Raw genomic sequence first — 16,575 nt, forward strand, 5'->3', positions numbered from 1 at the left:
ATATCGACAGCACAAGGAGGAAAAACATGAGCAAAAAAGTGACTGATACCGTTCAAGAAATGGCTCAGCCCATACTGGATGACCTTCACCTTGAACTCGTAGACATTGAATTTGTCAAAGAGGGTCAAAACTGGTTCCTTCGCGTGTTTATTGATTCCGAGAACGGTGTTGATATTGAGGAGTGCGCCAAAGTCAGTGAAGCGTTAAGCGAAAAGCTGGATGAGGCCGATCCGATCACCCAGAACTACTTTCTTGAAGTATCTTCTCCTGGAGCCGAGCGTCCATTAAAGAAAAAAGCCGACTTCGAAAAATCACTGGGCAAAAATGTGTACATGAAAACGTACGAACCGATTGACGGTTTAAAAGTGTTTGAAGGCAAATTGGCTGAATTTGATGGACAAACTGTTACAATAGAGATGACGGTCAAAACAAGAAAGAAACGGGTCAATATTCCGTATGAAAAAATAGCTAACGCAAGATTAGCTGTAACATTTTAATGAATGAAGTATTAGTGTTTAAGGGGGGAGACCGCTAACATGAGCAGTGAACTATTAGATGCTCTCACTATTCTTGAAAAAGAAAAAGGCATCAGTAAAGACATTATCATCGAAGCAATTGAAGCTGCCTTAATTTCCGCGTATAAGCGAAATTTTAACCAGGCGCAAAACGTACGGGTCGATCTGAACCGTGAGACGGGCACGATCCGCGTGTTCGCAAGAAAGGATGTCGTAGACGAGGTATACGATTCAAGACTTGAAATCTCGCTTGACGACGCCCAGCACATCCATCCGAACTACCTTGTCGGAGATGTCGTTGAAATAGAAGTAACGCCGAAAGACTTCGGCCGCATTGCTGCGCAGACGGCGAAACAAGTGGTGACGCAGCGTGTCCGTGAAGCTGAGCGCGGCGTGATTTACTCAGAATTTATCGATCGTGAAGAAGACATTATGACGGGAATTGTACAGCGCTTAGACAGCAAGTTTATTTACGTGTCTCTCGGCAAGATTGAAGCGCTGCTGCCCGTCAATGAACAAATGCCGAATGAGAGCTATAAACCGCACGATCGGATTAAAGTATTTATCACAAAAGTCGAAAAAACGACAAAAGGGCCGCAGATCTATGTATCAAGAACGCATCCTGGTCTGTTGAAGCGTCTTTTTGAAATCGAAGTGCCGGAAATTTATGACGGAACGGTCGAACTGAAATCCGTTGCCAGAGAAGCGGGCGACCGCTCTAAAATTTCCGTCCGCACTGATGATCCTGACGTTGATCCGGTCGGCTCATGCGTGGGTCCCAAAGGCCAGCGCGTGCAGGCGATCGTCAATGAACTGAAAGGCGAAAAAATTGATATCGTTAACTGGTCTGATGATCCGGTTGAATTTGTTGCCAATGCGCTCAGCCCGTCTAAAGTGCTGGATGTCATCGTCAGCGAAGAAGAAAAAGCCACGACTGTCATCGTTCCTGATTACCAGCTTTCTCTGGCAATCGGAAAAAGAGGGCAAAACGCCCGCTTAGCTGCGAAACTGACAGGCTGGAAAATCGATATCAAAAGTGAAACGGATGCAAGAGACCTTGGCATCTATCCGAGAGAGCATGAAGAAGATGACGATTTAGAGCCGCTCTTTATGGAGCCTGAAACAGCCGAATCGGATGAATAAGAGGTGACTTTAGGTGAATAAGCGAAAAAAAATTCCTCTGCGCAAATGCGTGGTAACGGGGGAAATGAAGCCTAAAAAGGAACTGATCCGAATTGTCCGTTCTAAAGAAGGAGAGATTTCAGTCGATCCGACCGGAAAGAAGAACGGGCGGGGTGCCTATATCACCCTTGAGAAAGAATGCATCTTAGCTGCGAAAAAGAAAAACACATTGCAAAATCAATTTCAATCACAAATCGATGACCAGATTTTCGAAGAATTGCTGGAACTGGCGGAAAAGGTGAAAAAATAACATGTCTGGAATGGAATGGTTTCCCTTGCTGGGTCTGGCCAATCGAGCTCGTAAGGTCGTGTCGGGCGAGGACTTGGTTATAAAAGAAATTAGAAATGCGCGTGCAAAACTTGTTCTGCTGACAGAAGATGCATCTGCGAATACTGCAAAAAAAGTATCCGATAAATGCAATTATTATAAAGTGCCTTATAAAAAAGTCGAAAGCCGCGCGGATCTCGGCCGCTCTATCGGCAAGGAATCACGTGTCGTTGTCGCCGTCACTGACCAAGGTTTTGCGAATAAGCTGATCAGCTTGCTCGATTAATATTTTTGGGGGTGAACGAATGGCTAAAATGAGAGTTTACGAATATGCAAAAGCCATCAATGTTTCAAGCAAGGAAATTTTGACTGCGCTGAAAAACATGGATATAGTAGTAAATAACCATATGGCAATGCTTGAAGAAAAGACCATTAAGCAGCTTGATGCGAAATTTAAAAAAGGCGGCGCCGGCGTTACATCTCAGAAGCCTGCGGAAACGAACAAAAACAAGCCGCAAGGGATTAATCAGCAGCCTGCTGGGAATCAACCAAACAAAATTCGAGACGGAAAGAAGAATGACGTGCAGAATAATCAATTTAACAAAAACAAGAAGAATAACAACAACAACAAAAACAAAAACAAACGCAATCATAACAACAAAAATCAGTATCAGCAAAAACCGCTGAAGCCGAAAAAAGAGCTTCCTGAGAAAATTACGTTTTCCGGCTCTTTAACAGTCGGAGCTTTAGCCGAGGAACTGGGCAAAGAGCCGTCTGAACTCATTAAAAAACTGATGCTTCTGGGCGTAATGGCTACAATTAACCAGGAGCTTGACAAAGACACAATCGAACTGATCGCATCTGAATACGGTGTAGAAACAGAAGAAGTGATTGTGCTTGAAGAAACTGAGCTTGAAAAATATGAAGAGGCTGACAAAGAAGAAGATCTTCAAATCCGTCCGCCTGTCGTGACGATCATGGGCCACGTTGACCACGGGAAAACGACCCTCCTTGACAGCATCAGAAAAACAAAAGTTGTTGAAGGAGAAGCCGGCGGAATCACCCAGCATATCGGGGCTTACCAGATCGAAGAAAACGGCAAAAAAATCACGTTCTTAGATACTCCGGGACACGCGGCGTTTACAACAATGCGGGCGCGCGGTGCGGAAGTAACTGATATTACCATTTTAGTCGTAGCGGCCGATGACGGCGTTATGCCGCAGACAGTCGAAGCCATCAACCATGCGAAAGCGGCTGAGGTTCCGATTATCGTTGCCGTGAATAAAGTGGATAAAGAAAGCGCGAACCCTGACCGTGTCATGCAGGAGCTGACTGAATACGGACTCGTTCCTGAAGCATGGGGAGGAGAAACGATTTTCGTTCCTCTGTCCGCTCTTACAGGCAAGGGAATTGACGAGCTTGTCGAAATGATTCTGCTTGTCAGTGAAGTGGAAGAGCTGAAAGCCAATCCGAACCGTCAGGCAAAAGGAACGGTTATTGAAGCTGAGCTCGATAAAGGAAGAGGATCTGTCGCGACACTTCTCGTTCAAACGGGAACATTGAATGTCGGAGATCCGATCGTTGTCGGAAATACATTCGGCCGCGTGCGGGCCATGGTTAATGATCTCGGCCGCCGCGTGAAAACAGCCGGACCGTCCACACCTGTAGAAATCACGGGCTTAAACGACGTACCGCAGGCTGGCGATCAATTCCTCGTCTTTAAAGACGAAAAAACAGCCCGTTCTGTCGGTGAAGCACGCGCTTCCAAGCAACTGGAAGAACAGCGCAGCGACAAAGCGAAGCTGAGCCTCGATGATCTGTTTGAACAAATTAAACAAGGCGATGTCAAAGACATCAATTTAATCGTAAAAGCTGACGTTCAAGGTTCAGCCGAAGCGTTAACAGCCGCTCTTCAAAAAATTGAAGTAGAAGGCGTAAAAGTGAAAATCATTCACACAGGCGTCGGTGCGATTACGGAATCAGACATCATTCTCGCATCTGCTTCAAATGCAATCGTTATCGGGTTTAATGTGCGCCCAGACGGAAATGCTAAGAGCACGGCTGAAGCTGAAAATGTAGATATCCGTCTTCACCGTATCATTTACAAAGTCATCGAAGAAATTGAAGCGGCGATGAAAGGAATGCTTGATCCTGAATACGAAGAAAAAGTCATCGGCCAGGTTGAAGTGCGCCAAACATTCAAAGTGTCGAAAATCGGCACGATTGCCGGCGGATATGTAACAGACGGCCACATTACACGTGACAGCGGACTCCGCCTGATCCGTGACGGCGTGGTCATCTTCGAAGGGGAAGTAGACGTTCTGAAACGCTTCAAAGATGATGTGAAAGAAGTTTCACAAGGATATGAATGTGGTATTACAATTAAGAAATACAATGACATTCGCGAAGGCGACATCCTTGAAGCGTATGTCATGCAGGAAATCGAAAGAAAGTGATCGGATTTGCGGAATGTGAATGCATCATTTATGATGCGGGATCATTAAAGGAGAAACGAGCCGTTCTGAAGCGGATTATAACGAGGGTTCAGAATAAGTTCAACGTGTCGGCCGCAGAAATCGGCTATCAGGACACTTGGCAGCGGACCAGCTTCGGAATCGCCGTCGTCTCCTCCTCTCACGTTCAGGCGGAAAAGGAGATCCAGCGCGTACTCGCGTTTATTGACTCCTTTCCCGAAATAGAACGGACGATCACTAGAACAGAGTGGTTTTAACTTAGAGGTGATTGAATTGAGTATGAGAGCAAACCGTGTCGGCGAGCAGATGAAAAAAGAGCTCGGGGATATTATCAGCCGAAAGCTGAAAGACCCGAGAATCGGATTTCTCACTGTAACAGACGTACGTGTTTCAGGTGATTTACAAATAGCGAAGGTGTATATCTCCGTTCTCGGCGGAGAGAAAAAGAAAGAGGAGGCGCTGAAAGGGCTTGAGAAAGCGAAAGGATTTATCCGTTCCGAAATCGGCAGCCGAATCAGACTCCGCAAAACGCCTGAGCTTGAATTTGAATTTGATGAATCAATTGAGTACGGCAACCGTATCGAAACATTGATTCACGAACTGCATTCAGATAAACCGTCTGAATAACAAGGAAAGAGGATGGGCGAGTGTCGTCTGTCCTCTTTTCTGCGTTTTACGGGATACAATTGATAACAAAGGAGCGAAAGACAGATGGTTAACGGAGTTCTCCTTTTACATAAACCGGTCGGCATGACTTCTCACGACTGTGTAATGAAAATAAGAAAACTGTTAAAAACAAAGAAAGTCGGACATACGGGAACGCTTGATCCGGAAGTGTCAGGCGTACTGCCGATCTGTGTCGGACGGGCCACAAAGATCGTTGAGTACGTCACCGACAAGTCAAAAACGTACGATGCTGAGATTACTCTCGGCTTCTCCACATCGACCGAAGACCAGACTGGAGAAACGGTCAGCGTAAAACCTGTCAAGGAGCCGCTGAAAGAAGCGGATATCAAAGCCGTTTTAGACGAACTGAAGGGACCGCAGGAGCAAGTGCCGCCGATGTATTCCGCTGTAAAGGTCAACGGAAAAAAGCTCTATGAATACGCCAGGGCGGGTATTGAAGTGGAGCGGCCGAAGCGGAATATCACGATTGAAGATATCGCGCTCACTTCCCCTGTCACTTATAACGAAGACACAGCATCATTCCGCTTTACAGTCACGTGCTCAAAGGGCACTTACGTCAGAACATTGGCGGTGACAATCGGTGAAAAACTCGGCTATCCCGCGCATATGTCTCATCTCATCCGCACCGCTTCCGGCGATTTCAGCCTTGATGAGTGTTTCACGTTTGAGGAACTTGAACAGCAGGTTTCAGACGGAACGGTTGCAGAGCATACCGTGCCGATTGAAAGAGCGCTCAATCATTTGCCGAAATGGGTCATAAGTGATACATTAGCTAAGAAAGCTGAAAACGGGTCAGTGTTTGACATCCCGGCGGAATTTTCTGCAATGACAGCTGACGCCCGTATAGCGGTCTGTACTGAAGACGGAGAATGTGTGGCCATTTATATGCCGCATCCTTCAAAAAAAGGACTGCTGAAACCGGCTAAAGTGCTCATGCAAAAAAGCGAACAATAAGAAAAAAGGTGACCGTTCTGTGAAGACGATACATATTTCTCATCCGCATCATTTACAAAAAGAAGAGCAGCCGGCGTCTGTCATGGCGCTCGGCTACTTTGACGGCGTTCATTTGGGACACCGGAAAGTAATCGGAACAGCCAGACAAATTGCCGAAGAAAAAGGCCTGTCGCTGGCCGTTATGACGTTTCATCCTCACCCTTCCCATGTGTTGGGCAGGGACAAAGAGCCAAAGGATCTGATTACGCCGCTTGAAGATAAAATCAGCCAGATCGGACGTTTAGGCGCTGATGTGCTGTATGTCGTAAAGTTTGATGAAGCGTTTGCGGCTCTGTCTCCAAAACAGTTTGCCGAGGAGTATATTTTAGGGTTAAACGCGCGGCACGCTGTGGGAGGCTTCGATTTTACGTACGGAAAATACGGAAAAGGCACGATGGAGACGCTGCCGGACGATTTAAACGGCAAGGCCGGATGCACGACTGTCGAGAAACTGACCGAGCAGGACAGAAAGATCAGCTCTACTTATATCCGGTCAGCGTTGCAGGATGGTGACGTTGAACTTGCGCACACTCTTCTCGGCCAGCCGTATTTTATCCGGGGCACTGTGATTCACGGAGACAAAAGAGGCCGCACCATCGGTTTTCCGACCGCGAATGTCGGCCTGCACAACAGCTATATCGTGCCGCCGACAGGCGTGTATGCAGTGAAAGCCGAAATAAAAGGCGAGGTGTATGAAGGCGTCTGCAACATCGGCTACAAACCGACCTTTTATGAAAAGCGTCCCGATCAGCCGTCAATTGAAGTGCATTTGTTTAATTTTCAGCAGGATGTATACGGAGAAGACGTTAAAATCGAGTGGTACAAACGAATTCGAAGCGAACGGAAGTTTAACGGCATCGATGAACTGACGGCTCAGATCGGGAAAGACAAACAAGAAGCGATCCGTTTTTTCAGCAAATAACGGAAAAAACATCAAAAGTACACAAATTTTCTTCTAAAAGATTTGCATATGGGCGCGATTTTTAGTATCATATGTTTCGTAGTCTTAAAACCATTGCTTGGCAATCCGAAGTCACCGACGGTTGCTAGGTAACTGGGGCTAATTATGATATGGAGGTGAAACAGGATGGCAATTACTCAAGAGCGTAAAAATCAACTCATCAGTGAGTTCAAAACACACGAATCTGATACTGGATCTCCAGAAGTTCAGATCGCTATCCTAACAGACTCAATTAACAACTTGAACGAGCATTTGCGTACTCACAAGAAAGATCACCACTCACGTCGCGGTCTTCTTAAAATGGTAGGTAAACGTCGTAATCTTCTTACGTATCTGCGTAATAAAGACGTAACTCGTTACCGTGAGTTAATTAACAAACTAGGCTTACGTCGATAATCGTAAAAAGCGGGAGGATTCCCGCTTTTTTATCGTATTAAAGCGAAAAAAATAATGATAAAAAAACAATGAAATCCTTTTACATACTACTTTGACATTGATATGTTCAATTCATTTCGTTCATAATAGGAGTAATTGATTATTTCACACATTAAGAGAGGAGCTCGTAATCGAATGGGACAAGAGAAACATGTCTTTACCATAGATTGGGCCGGCAGACAGCTTACAGTAGAAGCCGGCCAGCTTGCCAAACAGGCAAACGGCGCTGTCATGGTCCGCTACGGCGATACTGCAGTGCTCAGCACAGCAACCGCATCAAAAGAACCGAAACCGCTAGATTTTTTCCCGCTTACCGTTAACTATGAAGAAAGATTATACGCAGTAGGTAAAATTCCGGGCGGTTTTATTAAAAGAGAAGGCCGTCCAAGTGAAAAGGCCGTTTTAGCCAGCCGTCTGATCGACCGTCCGATCCGCCCGCTTTTCGCAGACGGATTCCGTAACGAAGTACAGGTCATCAGCATTGTCATGAGTGTTGATCAGGACTGCTCATCTGAAATGGCTGCAATGTTCGGTTCATCACTCGCTCTTTGCGTTTCCGATATCCCGTTTGAAGGCCCGATCGCGGGTGTGACGGTAGGCCGCATTGACGGGAAATTCGTTATCAATCCGACGGTTGACCAGCTTGAAAAAAGTGATATCAACCTCATCGTTGCAGGCACAAAAGACGCCATCAACATGGTGGAAGCCGGAGCAGATGAAGTTCCTGAAGAAATCATGCTTGAGGCGATTATGTTCGGTCACGAAGAAATTAAGCGCCTGATCGCATTCCAAGAAGAAATCGTCGCAGCAGTCGGCAAAGAAAAAACAGAAATCGAACTGTATGAAATTGACGAAGAGCTCAGCGAAAAAGTAAAAAGCCTTGCGGAGCCGGATCTTCTCAGCGCCATTCAGGTTCACGAAAAACATGCTCGCGAAGACGCGATCAATGAAGTGAAAAATGCAGTTGTCGCGAAATTCGAAGAAGAAGAGCATGATGAAGATACGATTAAAAAAGTGAAACAGACACTGTCTAAACTCGTGAAAAACGAAGTGCGCCGTTTGATCACAGAAGAAAAAGTCCGTCCGGACGGCCGCGGCGTTGATCAAATCCGCCCGCTTTCTTCAGAAGTCGGCCTTCTGCCGAGAACGCATGGCTCCGGGCTGTTTACGAGAGGACAGACGCAGGCGCTCAGCGTTTGTACATTAGGCGCCCTTGGGGACGTTCAGATTCTTGACGGTTTAGGCGTGGAAGAATCAAAACGTTTTATGCATCATTATAACTTCCCGCAGTTCAGCGTAGGGGAGACAGGCCCGATGCGCGGACCGGGACGCCGTGAGATCGGTCACGGCGCTCTTGGAGAGCGTGCGCTTGAGCCGGTCATTCCGAATGAAAAAGACTTCCCGTATACGGTCCGCCTCGTATCCGAAGTGCTTGAATCAAACGGTTCCACTTCACAGGCCAGCATTTGCGCGAGCACGCTTGCCATGATGGACGCAGGTGTTCCGATTAAAGCCCCTGTTGCAGGTATCGCGATGGGACTTGTGAAATCAGGCGAGTACTATACGGTATTAACGGATATTCAAGGGATGGAAGACGCCCTCGGTGACATGGACTTTAAAGTAGCCGGCACGGAAAAAGGCGTGACAGCGCTGCAAATGGACATTAAAATTGAAGGCCTTTCAAGAGAAATTCTTGAAGAAGCGCTTCAGCAGGCGAAAAAAGGAAGAATGGAAATCTTGAACAGCATGCTCAGCACGCTTGGTGAATCAAGAAAAGAACTTTCTCAATATGCGCCGAAAATTTTAACGATGAACATTAATCCGGATAAAATCCGTGACGTTATCGGACCGAGCGGTAAACAAATCAACAAAATCATTGAAGATACCGGTGTTAAAATTGACATTGAACAAGACGGCACCATCTTTATTTCTTCTACTGATGAAAGCAGCAACCAAAAAGCGAAAAAAATCATCGAAGATCTTGTCAGAGAAGTCGAAGTCGGCCAGCTTTACCTCGGTAAAGTCAAACGGATTGAGAAATTCGGCGCTTTCGTTGAAATCTTCAGCGGAAAAGACGGTCTCGTTCACATCTCTGAACTAGCGCTCGAACGGGTCGGCAAGGTTGAGGATGTTGTGAAAATCGGTGACGAAATCCTTGTGAAGGTAACCGAAATTGACAAACAGGGACGAGTGAATCTGTCGCGTAAAGCAGTGCTGCGCGAAGAGAAAGAAAAAGAACAGGAACAACAACAATCTTAAATGAAAACCTAACAAGGAGCCTGGGAGACCCGGCTTCTTTATTTTGAGAAAGACAACAGACGGGTTCTACCTTGTCCTCCTCATACATAATGTGTGATGAGGGGGGGAAGGACATGTTGAAAAAATTCGTGCCGTTTGCCGTTTTTTTATTTCTTTTTTTTGTTTCGTTTGAAATGTTAAAAAATCCGTATACAGTTGATTACATAGACGCAATGAAAAAAGACGCTGTAACTGTGTCAGCATCAAAAGATCCGCTCTATGAAGAATTACTGCAAAAAGCGTCAGAGTATGAAGTGAAGCCGCAAGACGCGCGGATTGATAAAATATGGAAGAGTATACCGGGATATAACGGTTTAAAAGTCAATGTGGAAAAATCCTATAAGCAAATGAAAAAGGACGGAGAATTTCACGAAGACGGCCTTGTCTATGAGCAGGTGAAACCGAAAGTCCATCTTGATTCTCTCGCGCCCGAACCCATTTATAAAGGAAATCCCGACAAACCGATGGTCGCTTTCCTGATAAATGTCGCCTGGGGAAACGAATACGTGGAGCAAATGCTGCCTATTCTGAAGCAGCACCAGGTCAAAGCAACTTTCTTTCTTGAAGGGAAATGGCTGAAAAACAATCAGGAACTTGGGAAAAAAATAGCGGCAGACGGACATGAAATCGGAAATCATTCATACAATCACCCTGATATGAGCAAACTGACTTCAGGAAGCATTTCCGAACAGCTTGACAAAACCAATGCACAAATCAGCGAGACGCTCGGCATGAAGCCGAAATGGTTTGCGCCGCCAAGCGGCAGCTTCAGAAAAGCGGTGGTCGACCTTGCGGCGGAAAAAGGAATGGGCACCATCATGTGGACCGTTGACACCATTGACTGGCAAAAACCGTCTCCGGCTGTTTTACAAACAAGGGTGTTGAGCAAAATACATAACGGAGCCATGATTTTAATGCATCCGACTGATCCGACTGCGAAAAGCCTGGATACACTGATTGCAAAAATCAAAGAAAAAGGCTACGCGCTCGGCTCAGTGTCTGACTTAATGGATGAAAACAGGCTGATGAAGTAGCAGGCGGCAGTTTGCCTGTCTTTGAATAGGAGGAACAGACTTGATAAAACGCTATACATGCCAAAACGGTGTAAGAGTTGTGCTTGAAAATAATCCAACGGTGCGGTCTGTGGCAATCGGCGTCTGGATCGGGACGGGGTCACGTCATGAAACGCCGGAGACAAACGGTATTTCGCACTTTCTTGAGCATATGTTTTTTAAAGGAACAAATACCAGGTCCGCACGGGAAATCGCAGAATCCTTCGATCGGATAGGCGGCCAAGTGAATGCCTTCACTTCAAAAGAATATACGTGCTATTACGCCAAAGTTCTGGATGAGCATGCAAACTACGCACTTGATGTGCTGGCTGATATGTTCTTTCATTCTGCTTTTGACGAAGATGAGCTCAAAAAAGAAAAGAACGTCGTATATGAAGAAATCAAAATGTATGAAGACGCGCCGGATGACATTGTCCACGATCTGCTGAGCAAAGCGACATACGGCAATCATTCGCTCGGCTACCCGATTCTCGGGACGGAGGAAACGCTTTCGTCATTTAACGGCGATTCTCTCAGACAGCATATGGATGACTTTTACACGCCGGACCGCGTCGTCATTTCTGTCGCCGGAAATGTAACAGAACAATTCATTAAAGACGTGGAGAAATGGTTCGGTACATACGAAGCGAAGGGCAAAGCAAGCGGCATCAGCGAGCCTGAGTTTCATTATGAAAAGCTGACCAGAAAAAAAGACACCGAACAGGCGCATCTCTGTCTCGGTTTCAAAGGCCTGAAAGTCGGAGATGCGGACATTTACGATTTGATCGTCTTAAACAACGTGCTGGGCGGAAGCATGAGCAGCCGTCTTTTCCAGGATGTGCGCGAAGATAAAGGACTGGCCTATTCTGTATACAGCTATCACAGTTCCTATGAAGACAGCGGTATGCTGACGATTTACGGAGGCACCGGCGCGAATCAGCTCGGACTTCTGTCTGAAACCATTCAGGAAACGTTATCGGTTCTAAAACGTGACGGTATCACCCCGAAAGAGCTGGAAAACAGCAAAGAGCAAATGAAGGGGAGCTTAATGCTCAGCTTAGAGAGCACAAACAGCAAAATGAGCCGGAACGGGAAAAACGAACTCCTGCTCGGAAAGCATAAGACCATGGATGAAATTATCACTGAATTAAATGCGGTCAGCCTGGAAAGCGTCAACGGCCTCAGCCGCCGCTTATTTACGGATGATTACGCACTATCGCTCATCAGCCCGACCGGCAATATGCCGGCTTCATCTTAAGCAGAAAAGCAGTCTGCCTCTATACGGGGCAGGCATTTTTTTTTGCTCCGGGTCATATAGTACAAGGGGGTGGCTATCATGAGGCTCAGTGAACTGTCAGGTAAAGAAATTGTGGACATTAAACGTGCAGAGCGGCTCGGCGTGCTCGGCCAGACCGATTTGGAAATTAATGAACAGGACGGACAAATTACCGCGCTGTTGATACCGACGGTAAAATGGTTCGGATTGCGAAAACAAGGCCACGACATCCGCGTCCCCTGGAACCATATCCAAAAAATCGGGTCAGACATGATCATTTTAGACGTTCCGGGGGAGATCACGCCTCCCGAAGAGTAGATCTTATTCAATTGTTGCAAGCACCGGCTCATACAGCCGGTGCTTTTTTTATGAAAAAGACGCTGTACATTCACCGCCCTTTCTCTTCGCACATACGATGAAGAGGAGGATGACACTTAAAAGATCCAGTAACTGTAAAGAAGGTGAACGTTTCAGATGTTAACCGGATTGACAATTGCGATCATTGGCGGTGACGCAAGACAGCTTGAGATTATAAGAAAGCTGACAGAACAGCATGCCGATATTTATCTTGCAGGGTTTGACCAATTGGATGACGGTTTTACAGGAACCGTCAAATGCAAAATCGATGAGATTCCCTTTCAAAAAATAGACAGTATCATCCTGCCCGTATCGGCAACGACCGGAGAAGGCGTTGTTTCCACGGTTTTTTCAAATGAAGAAGTGGTATTAAAGCAGAGCTATCTTGAGCGGACACCGGAGCATTGCGTCATTTATTCAGGCATCTCCAACGCGTATCTTGAGGGGATCGCCAGCGAAGCGGGCCGCAAACTTGTGAAATTATTTGAACGGGACGATATCGCGATATTCAACTCGATTCCCACTGTTGAAGGAACAATCATGATGGCGATTCAGCATACGGATTATACCATTCACGGATCAAATGTCGCCGTTCTCGGCATGGGGCGCACCGGTATGACGATCGCCCGGACGTTTGCGGCGTTAGGGGCGAAGGTAAAAGTGGGCGCGCGGAGTTCGGCTCATTTGGCCCGTATAACGGAAATGGGGCTTTCTCCTTTTCAACTTGAAGAGCTTACTGAACATGTAAATGATATTGATATCTGCATTAACACCGTACCGAGCTTGATTCTGAATCAAAGCGTTTTATCGCGCATGACGCCGAAGACCTTGATTTTGGATTTAGCATCCCGCCCGGGCGGAACGGATTTCAAATATGCTGAAAAACAAGGCATTAAAGCGCTGCTTGCCCCGGGTCTTCCGGGAATTGTGGCCCCGAAAACAGCCGGACAGATTATTGCGAACGTATTGAGCAAGCTTTTGGCAGACTTAAAGAAAGAGGGGGAATAACCATGTCTCTGAAAGGGAAAAGAATCGGATTCGGATTAACCGGCTCGCACTGCACATATGAGGAAGTTTTTCCGCAAATAGAGGCGCTTATCAGTCAAGGAGCTGAAGTCCGGCCGGTCGTGACGTCAACCGTTCAATCGACCGATACCCGCTTTGGGGAGGGGGGAGATTGGGTCAGAAAAATTGAAGAAACAACAGGCTTTGAGGCGATTGATTCCATCGTAAAAGCGGAGCCTCTCGGGCCGAAACTTCCGCTCGACTGCATGGTCATCGCCCCTTTAACCGGAAATTCAATGAGCAAACTCGCAAATGCGATGACTGACAGCCCCGTCCTTATGGCTGCGAAAGCCACGATCCGCAACGGCCGCCCGGTCGTGCTCGGAATTTCGACAAACGACGGACTCGGTTTAAACGGAACGAATTTAATGAGGCTGATGTCCGCAAAAAACATATATTTCATCCCGTTCGGCCAGGATGACCACGTGAAAAAACCGACATCGCTCGTCGCAAGAATGGATCTTCTTCCGATTACGGTAGAAAAAGCTCTTTTGCACCAGCAGGTTCAGCCGGTGCTCGTACACCATCATGAATGATGACAGAAAATCATTCCGGAATAAAAAAATTCGGTCAATCCGTGACTATTCTATGGTAAAATAAAACGTAAAATGCAAAGTCAATTCAATAAATGATGCTTAATTGGCGGAAGGAGTTTTACAGATGGGAAGAGGATTACACGTAGCAGTTGTCGGAGCGACGGGAGCCGTAGGACAGCAAATGCTGAAAACACTGGAAGACAGAAACTTTGAAATCGAAACACTCACACTACTATCCTCAAAGCGTTCTGCTGGTACGAAAGTAATGTTTAAAGGCGAAGAATATACAGTGCAGGAAGCTGTTCCTGAAAGCTTCGAAGGCGTTCATATCGCGTTATTCAGCGCCGGCGGAAGCGTATCACAAAGCTTGGCGCCTGAGGCTGTAAAACGGGGAGCCATCGTGATTGACAATACCAGCGCATTCCGGATGGACGAAAATACACCGCTCGTGGTGCCTGAGGTGAACGAAGGTGATCTGCACAAACATAACGGCATTATCGCCAACCCTAACTGTTCAACGATTCAGATGGTGGCTGCGCTTGAACCGATCCGCAAAGCGTACGGTTTGAAAAAAGTCATTGTATCTACTTACCAAGCTGTGTCCGGGGCCGGCAATGAAGCGGCGAAAGAATTGTACAGCCAGACAAAGGCGATTTTAAACAATGAACCCGCAGAACCGTCTATTATGCCGGTTAAAGGTGACAAAAAGCATTATCAAATCGCATTTAACGCCATTCCGCAAATTGATAAATTCCAAGACAACGGCTATACGTTTGAGGAAATGAAAATGATTAATGAAACGAAAAAAATCATGCATATGCCGAAGCTGGAAGTGGCTGCGACATGTGTCAGACTGCCGATTGAAACAGGGCACTCAGAATCTGTTTACATTGAGCTTGACCGTGATGACGCAACCGTTGAAGATATGAAACAGCTTTTGAAAGAAGCTCCGGGTGTTACGCTTCAGGATGATCCGGCGGAGCAGCTTTACCCGATGCCTGCTGATTGCGTCGGCAAACGCGATGTATTTGTAGGAAGAATCCGGAAAGATTTGGACAGAGCAAACGGTTTTCATTTGTGGGTTGTTTCTGATAACCTGTTAAAAGGCGCCGCTTGGAACTCAGTCCAAATCGCGGAAAGCCTGCAAAAACTGAACCTCGTATAAAACAAACGTATTTTCTATAGGCGAATAGAAGAGAGTAAGGCTCTGCCTGCTCTCTTCTGTTACGTCAGACTAATTTGGAGTGAAAATAGTGAAGATCATTGTTCAAAAATTCGGCGGAACATCCGTAAAAGATGACAAAGGCCGCAAGCTTGCGCTAGCACACATTAAAGATGCCATCAGTGAAGGTTATAAAGTTGTCGTTGTCGTATCAGCGATGGGAAGAAAAGGAGACCCGTACGCGACAGATTCTTTAATCGGGCTCCTTTACGGCAGCCAGTCCGACATTTCTCCGAGAGAGCAGGATATGCTTCTGTCTTGCGGAGAAACGATTTCGTCCGTTGTTTTTTCCAGCATGCTGAAGGAAAACGGCATAAAAGCCGCAGCTTTAACAGGAGCCCAAGCCGGCTTTTTAACCAATGCCCAGCATACTGACGCCAAAATTATAGAAATGAAAACAGAGCGGCTTTTCGCTGCACTCGCCAGCCATGACGCTGTCGTTGTCGCAGGATTTCAGGGAGCGACTGAAAAAGGCGACACGACGACGATCGGCAGAGGAGGAAGCGATACTTCAGCAGCGGCGCTCGGCGCGGCGGTAGATGCTGAGTTTATCGACATTTTTACGGACGTGGAAGGCGTTATGACAGCCGATCCGAGAATCGTGGAAAATGCTAAGCCGCTTCCGAACGTCACATATACGGAAATCTGCAACCTTGCCTATCAAGGCGCGAAAGTCATTCATCCGCGCGCGGTGGAAATCGCCATGCAGGCAAAGGTGCCGATCCGCGTGCGCTCCACTTATTCAAAAGACAAAGGCACTTTGGTGACGTCCCATCATTCGTCTAACATCGGCAGCGATGTATTCGAACGGCTGATTACGGGGATCGCCCATGTGAAAGATGTGACGCAATTTAAGGTTCCCGCCAAAATGGGGCAATACAACGTTCAGACTGAAGTCTTTAAAGCAATGGCAAATGCCGGAATCAGCGTAGATTTCTTTAACATTACGCCGAGTGAAATCGTATATACCGTAGCCGGCAGTAAAACGGAAGCCGCGCGCAGCATCTTGGCTGAATTAGGGTATGAGCCGACAGTGACGGAGAGCTGTGCGAAAGTGTCAGCGGTCGGCGCCGGGATAATGGGTGTTCCGGGTGTCACGTCAAAAATCGTCTCCGCACTTTCTGATAAAGGCATTCCGATTCTGCAATCTGCCGACAGCCATACGACGATCTGGGTGCTCGTTCATGAAAAAGATATGGTAACGGCCGTAAATGCGCTGCATGAAGTGTTTGAACTTTCAAAGTAAATGTGATT

At 46.7% G+C, this 16,575-nt stretch carries 18 protein-coding genes; all 18 read left to right on the forward strand.

All coding sequences use genetic code 11. From position 1 onward, the window contains the following. Positions 1-26 precede the first annotated feature (26 nt). The 18 genes from rimP (at position 27) to dapG (ending at position 16,567) form a co-directional block, all read left to right on the forward strand. Positions 27-497, forward strand: a complete 471-nt coding sequence (gene rimP, locus U2H13_RS08690; RefSeq protein ID WP_014417787.1) for a ribosome maturation factor RimP — start codon at positions 27-29, stop codon at positions 495-497. A gap of 39 nt (positions 498-536) precedes the next feature. Beyond that, complete coding sequence (nusA, locus tag U2H13_RS08695; protein WP_003154195.1) at positions 537-1,658, forward strand: transcription termination factor NusA; 1,122 nt, start codon at positions 537-539, stop codon at positions 1,656-1,658. A 13-nt stretch (positions 1,659-1,671) separates the two neighbouring features. After that, positions 1,672-1,947 (forward strand): glucose-induced regulator RulR, encoded by a 276-nt coding sequence (gene rulR / locus U2H13_RS08700; RefSeq protein ID WP_003154193.1) that lies wholly within the window; start codon positions 1,672-1,674, stop codon positions 1,945-1,947. A gap of 1 nt (position 1,948) precedes the next feature. Then, positions 1,949-2,251, forward strand: coding sequence for a YlxQ family RNA-binding protein (locus tag U2H13_RS08705; RefSeq protein WP_003154192.1), 303 nt, complete (start codon positions 1,949-1,951; stop codon positions 2,249-2,251). Positions 2,252-2,270: 19 nt separating this feature from the next. Further along, the gene (gene infB / locus U2H13_RS08710; protein ID WP_015417484.1) at positions 2,271-4,421 is read left to right on the forward strand and encodes a translation initiation factor IF-2; all 2,151 of its coding nucleotides are present in this window, start codon (positions 2,271-2,273) and stop codon (positions 4,419-4,421) included. Further along, a complete protein-coding gene (locus U2H13_RS08715; protein WP_003154188.1) occupies positions 4,418-4,696 on the forward strand; it encodes a DUF503 domain-containing protein in 279 nt (92 codons plus the stop codon). The genes infB and U2H13_RS08715 overlap by 4 nt, the downstream gene beginning before the upstream one ends. Before the next feature lie 16 nt (positions 4,697-4,712). Next, positions 4,713-5,066 (forward strand): 30S ribosome-binding factor RbfA, encoded by a 354-nt coding sequence (rbfA, locus tag U2H13_RS08720; RefSeq protein WP_003154185.1) that lies wholly within the window; start codon positions 4,713-4,715, stop codon positions 5,064-5,066. A gap of 84 nt (positions 5,067-5,150) precedes the next feature. After that, entirely contained in the window at positions 5,151-6,080 is a 930-nt protein-coding gene (gene truB, locus U2H13_RS08725; RefSeq protein ID WP_022553334.1) for a tRNA pseudouridine(55) synthase TruB, read from the forward strand. 19 nt (positions 6,081-6,099) lie between these two features. Continuing rightward, entirely contained in the window at positions 6,100-7,041 is a 942-nt protein-coding gene (gene ribF / locus U2H13_RS08730) for a bifunctional riboflavin kinase/FAD synthetase (RefSeq protein WP_022553333.1), read from the forward strand. A 165-nt stretch (positions 7,042-7,206) separates the two neighbouring features. Continuing rightward, positions 7,207-7,476: a 30S ribosomal protein S15 gene (rpsO, locus tag U2H13_RS08735; RefSeq protein WP_003154182.1), complete on the forward strand. Its 270-nt coding sequence runs from the start codon at positions 7,207-7,209 to the stop codon at positions 7,474-7,476. A 174-nt stretch (positions 7,477-7,650) separates the two neighbouring features. Beyond that, complete coding sequence (gene pnp / locus U2H13_RS08740) at positions 7,651-9,774, forward strand: polyribonucleotide nucleotidyltransferase (protein WP_007611468.1); 2,124 nt, start codon at positions 7,651-7,653, stop codon at positions 9,772-9,774. Positions 9,775-9,887: 113 nt separating this feature from the next. Next, on the forward strand, positions 9,888-10,847 hold the full coding sequence (locus U2H13_RS08745; protein WP_015417486.1) for a polysaccharide deacetylase family protein: 960 nt from the start codon (positions 9,888-9,890) through the stop codon (positions 10,845-10,847). A 40-nt stretch (positions 10,848-10,887) separates the two neighbouring features. After that, positions 10,888-12,123 carry a pitrilysin family protein gene (locus tag U2H13_RS08750; RefSeq protein WP_014417791.1) on the forward strand — a complete coding sequence of 412 codons (1,236 nt, stop codon included), beginning with the start codon at positions 10,888-10,890 and terminating at the stop codon, positions 12,121-12,123. A 78-nt stretch (positions 12,124-12,201) separates the two neighbouring features. Then, positions 12,202-12,459, forward strand: coding sequence for a YlmC/YmxH family sporulation protein (locus U2H13_RS08755; RefSeq protein ID WP_003154176.1), 258 nt, complete (start codon positions 12,202-12,204; stop codon positions 12,457-12,459). Positions 12,460-12,615: 156 nt separating this feature from the next. Further along, positions 12,616-13,506, forward strand: coding sequence for a dipicolinic acid synthetase subunit A (dpaA, locus tag U2H13_RS08760; protein ID WP_015417487.1), 891 nt, complete (start codon positions 12,616-12,618; stop codon positions 13,504-13,506). A gap of 2 nt (positions 13,507-13,508) precedes the next feature. After that, complete coding sequence (gene dpaB, locus U2H13_RS08765) at positions 13,509-14,099, forward strand: dipicolinate synthase subunit B (RefSeq protein ID WP_003154171.1); 591 nt, start codon at positions 13,509-13,511, stop codon at positions 14,097-14,099. 124 nt (positions 14,100-14,223) lie between these two features. After that, positions 14,224-15,264, forward strand: a complete 1,041-nt coding sequence (gene asd, locus U2H13_RS08770) for an aspartate-semialdehyde dehydrogenase (protein WP_021493673.1) — start codon at positions 14,224-14,226, stop codon at positions 15,262-15,264. A gap of 88 nt (positions 15,265-15,352) precedes the next feature. After that, positions 15,353-16,567 (forward strand): aspartate kinase, encoded by a 1,215-nt coding sequence (dapG, locus tag U2H13_RS08775; protein ID WP_003154168.1) that lies wholly within the window; start codon positions 15,353-15,355, stop codon positions 16,565-16,567. Positions 16,568-16,575 lie beyond the last annotated feature (8 nt).

Source organism: Bacillus sp. A1 (genome assembly GCF_042296235.1).
In the GTDB taxonomy this organism is placed as follows: Bacteria; Bacillota; Bacilli; order Bacillales; family Bacillaceae; genus Bacillus; species Bacillus velezensis.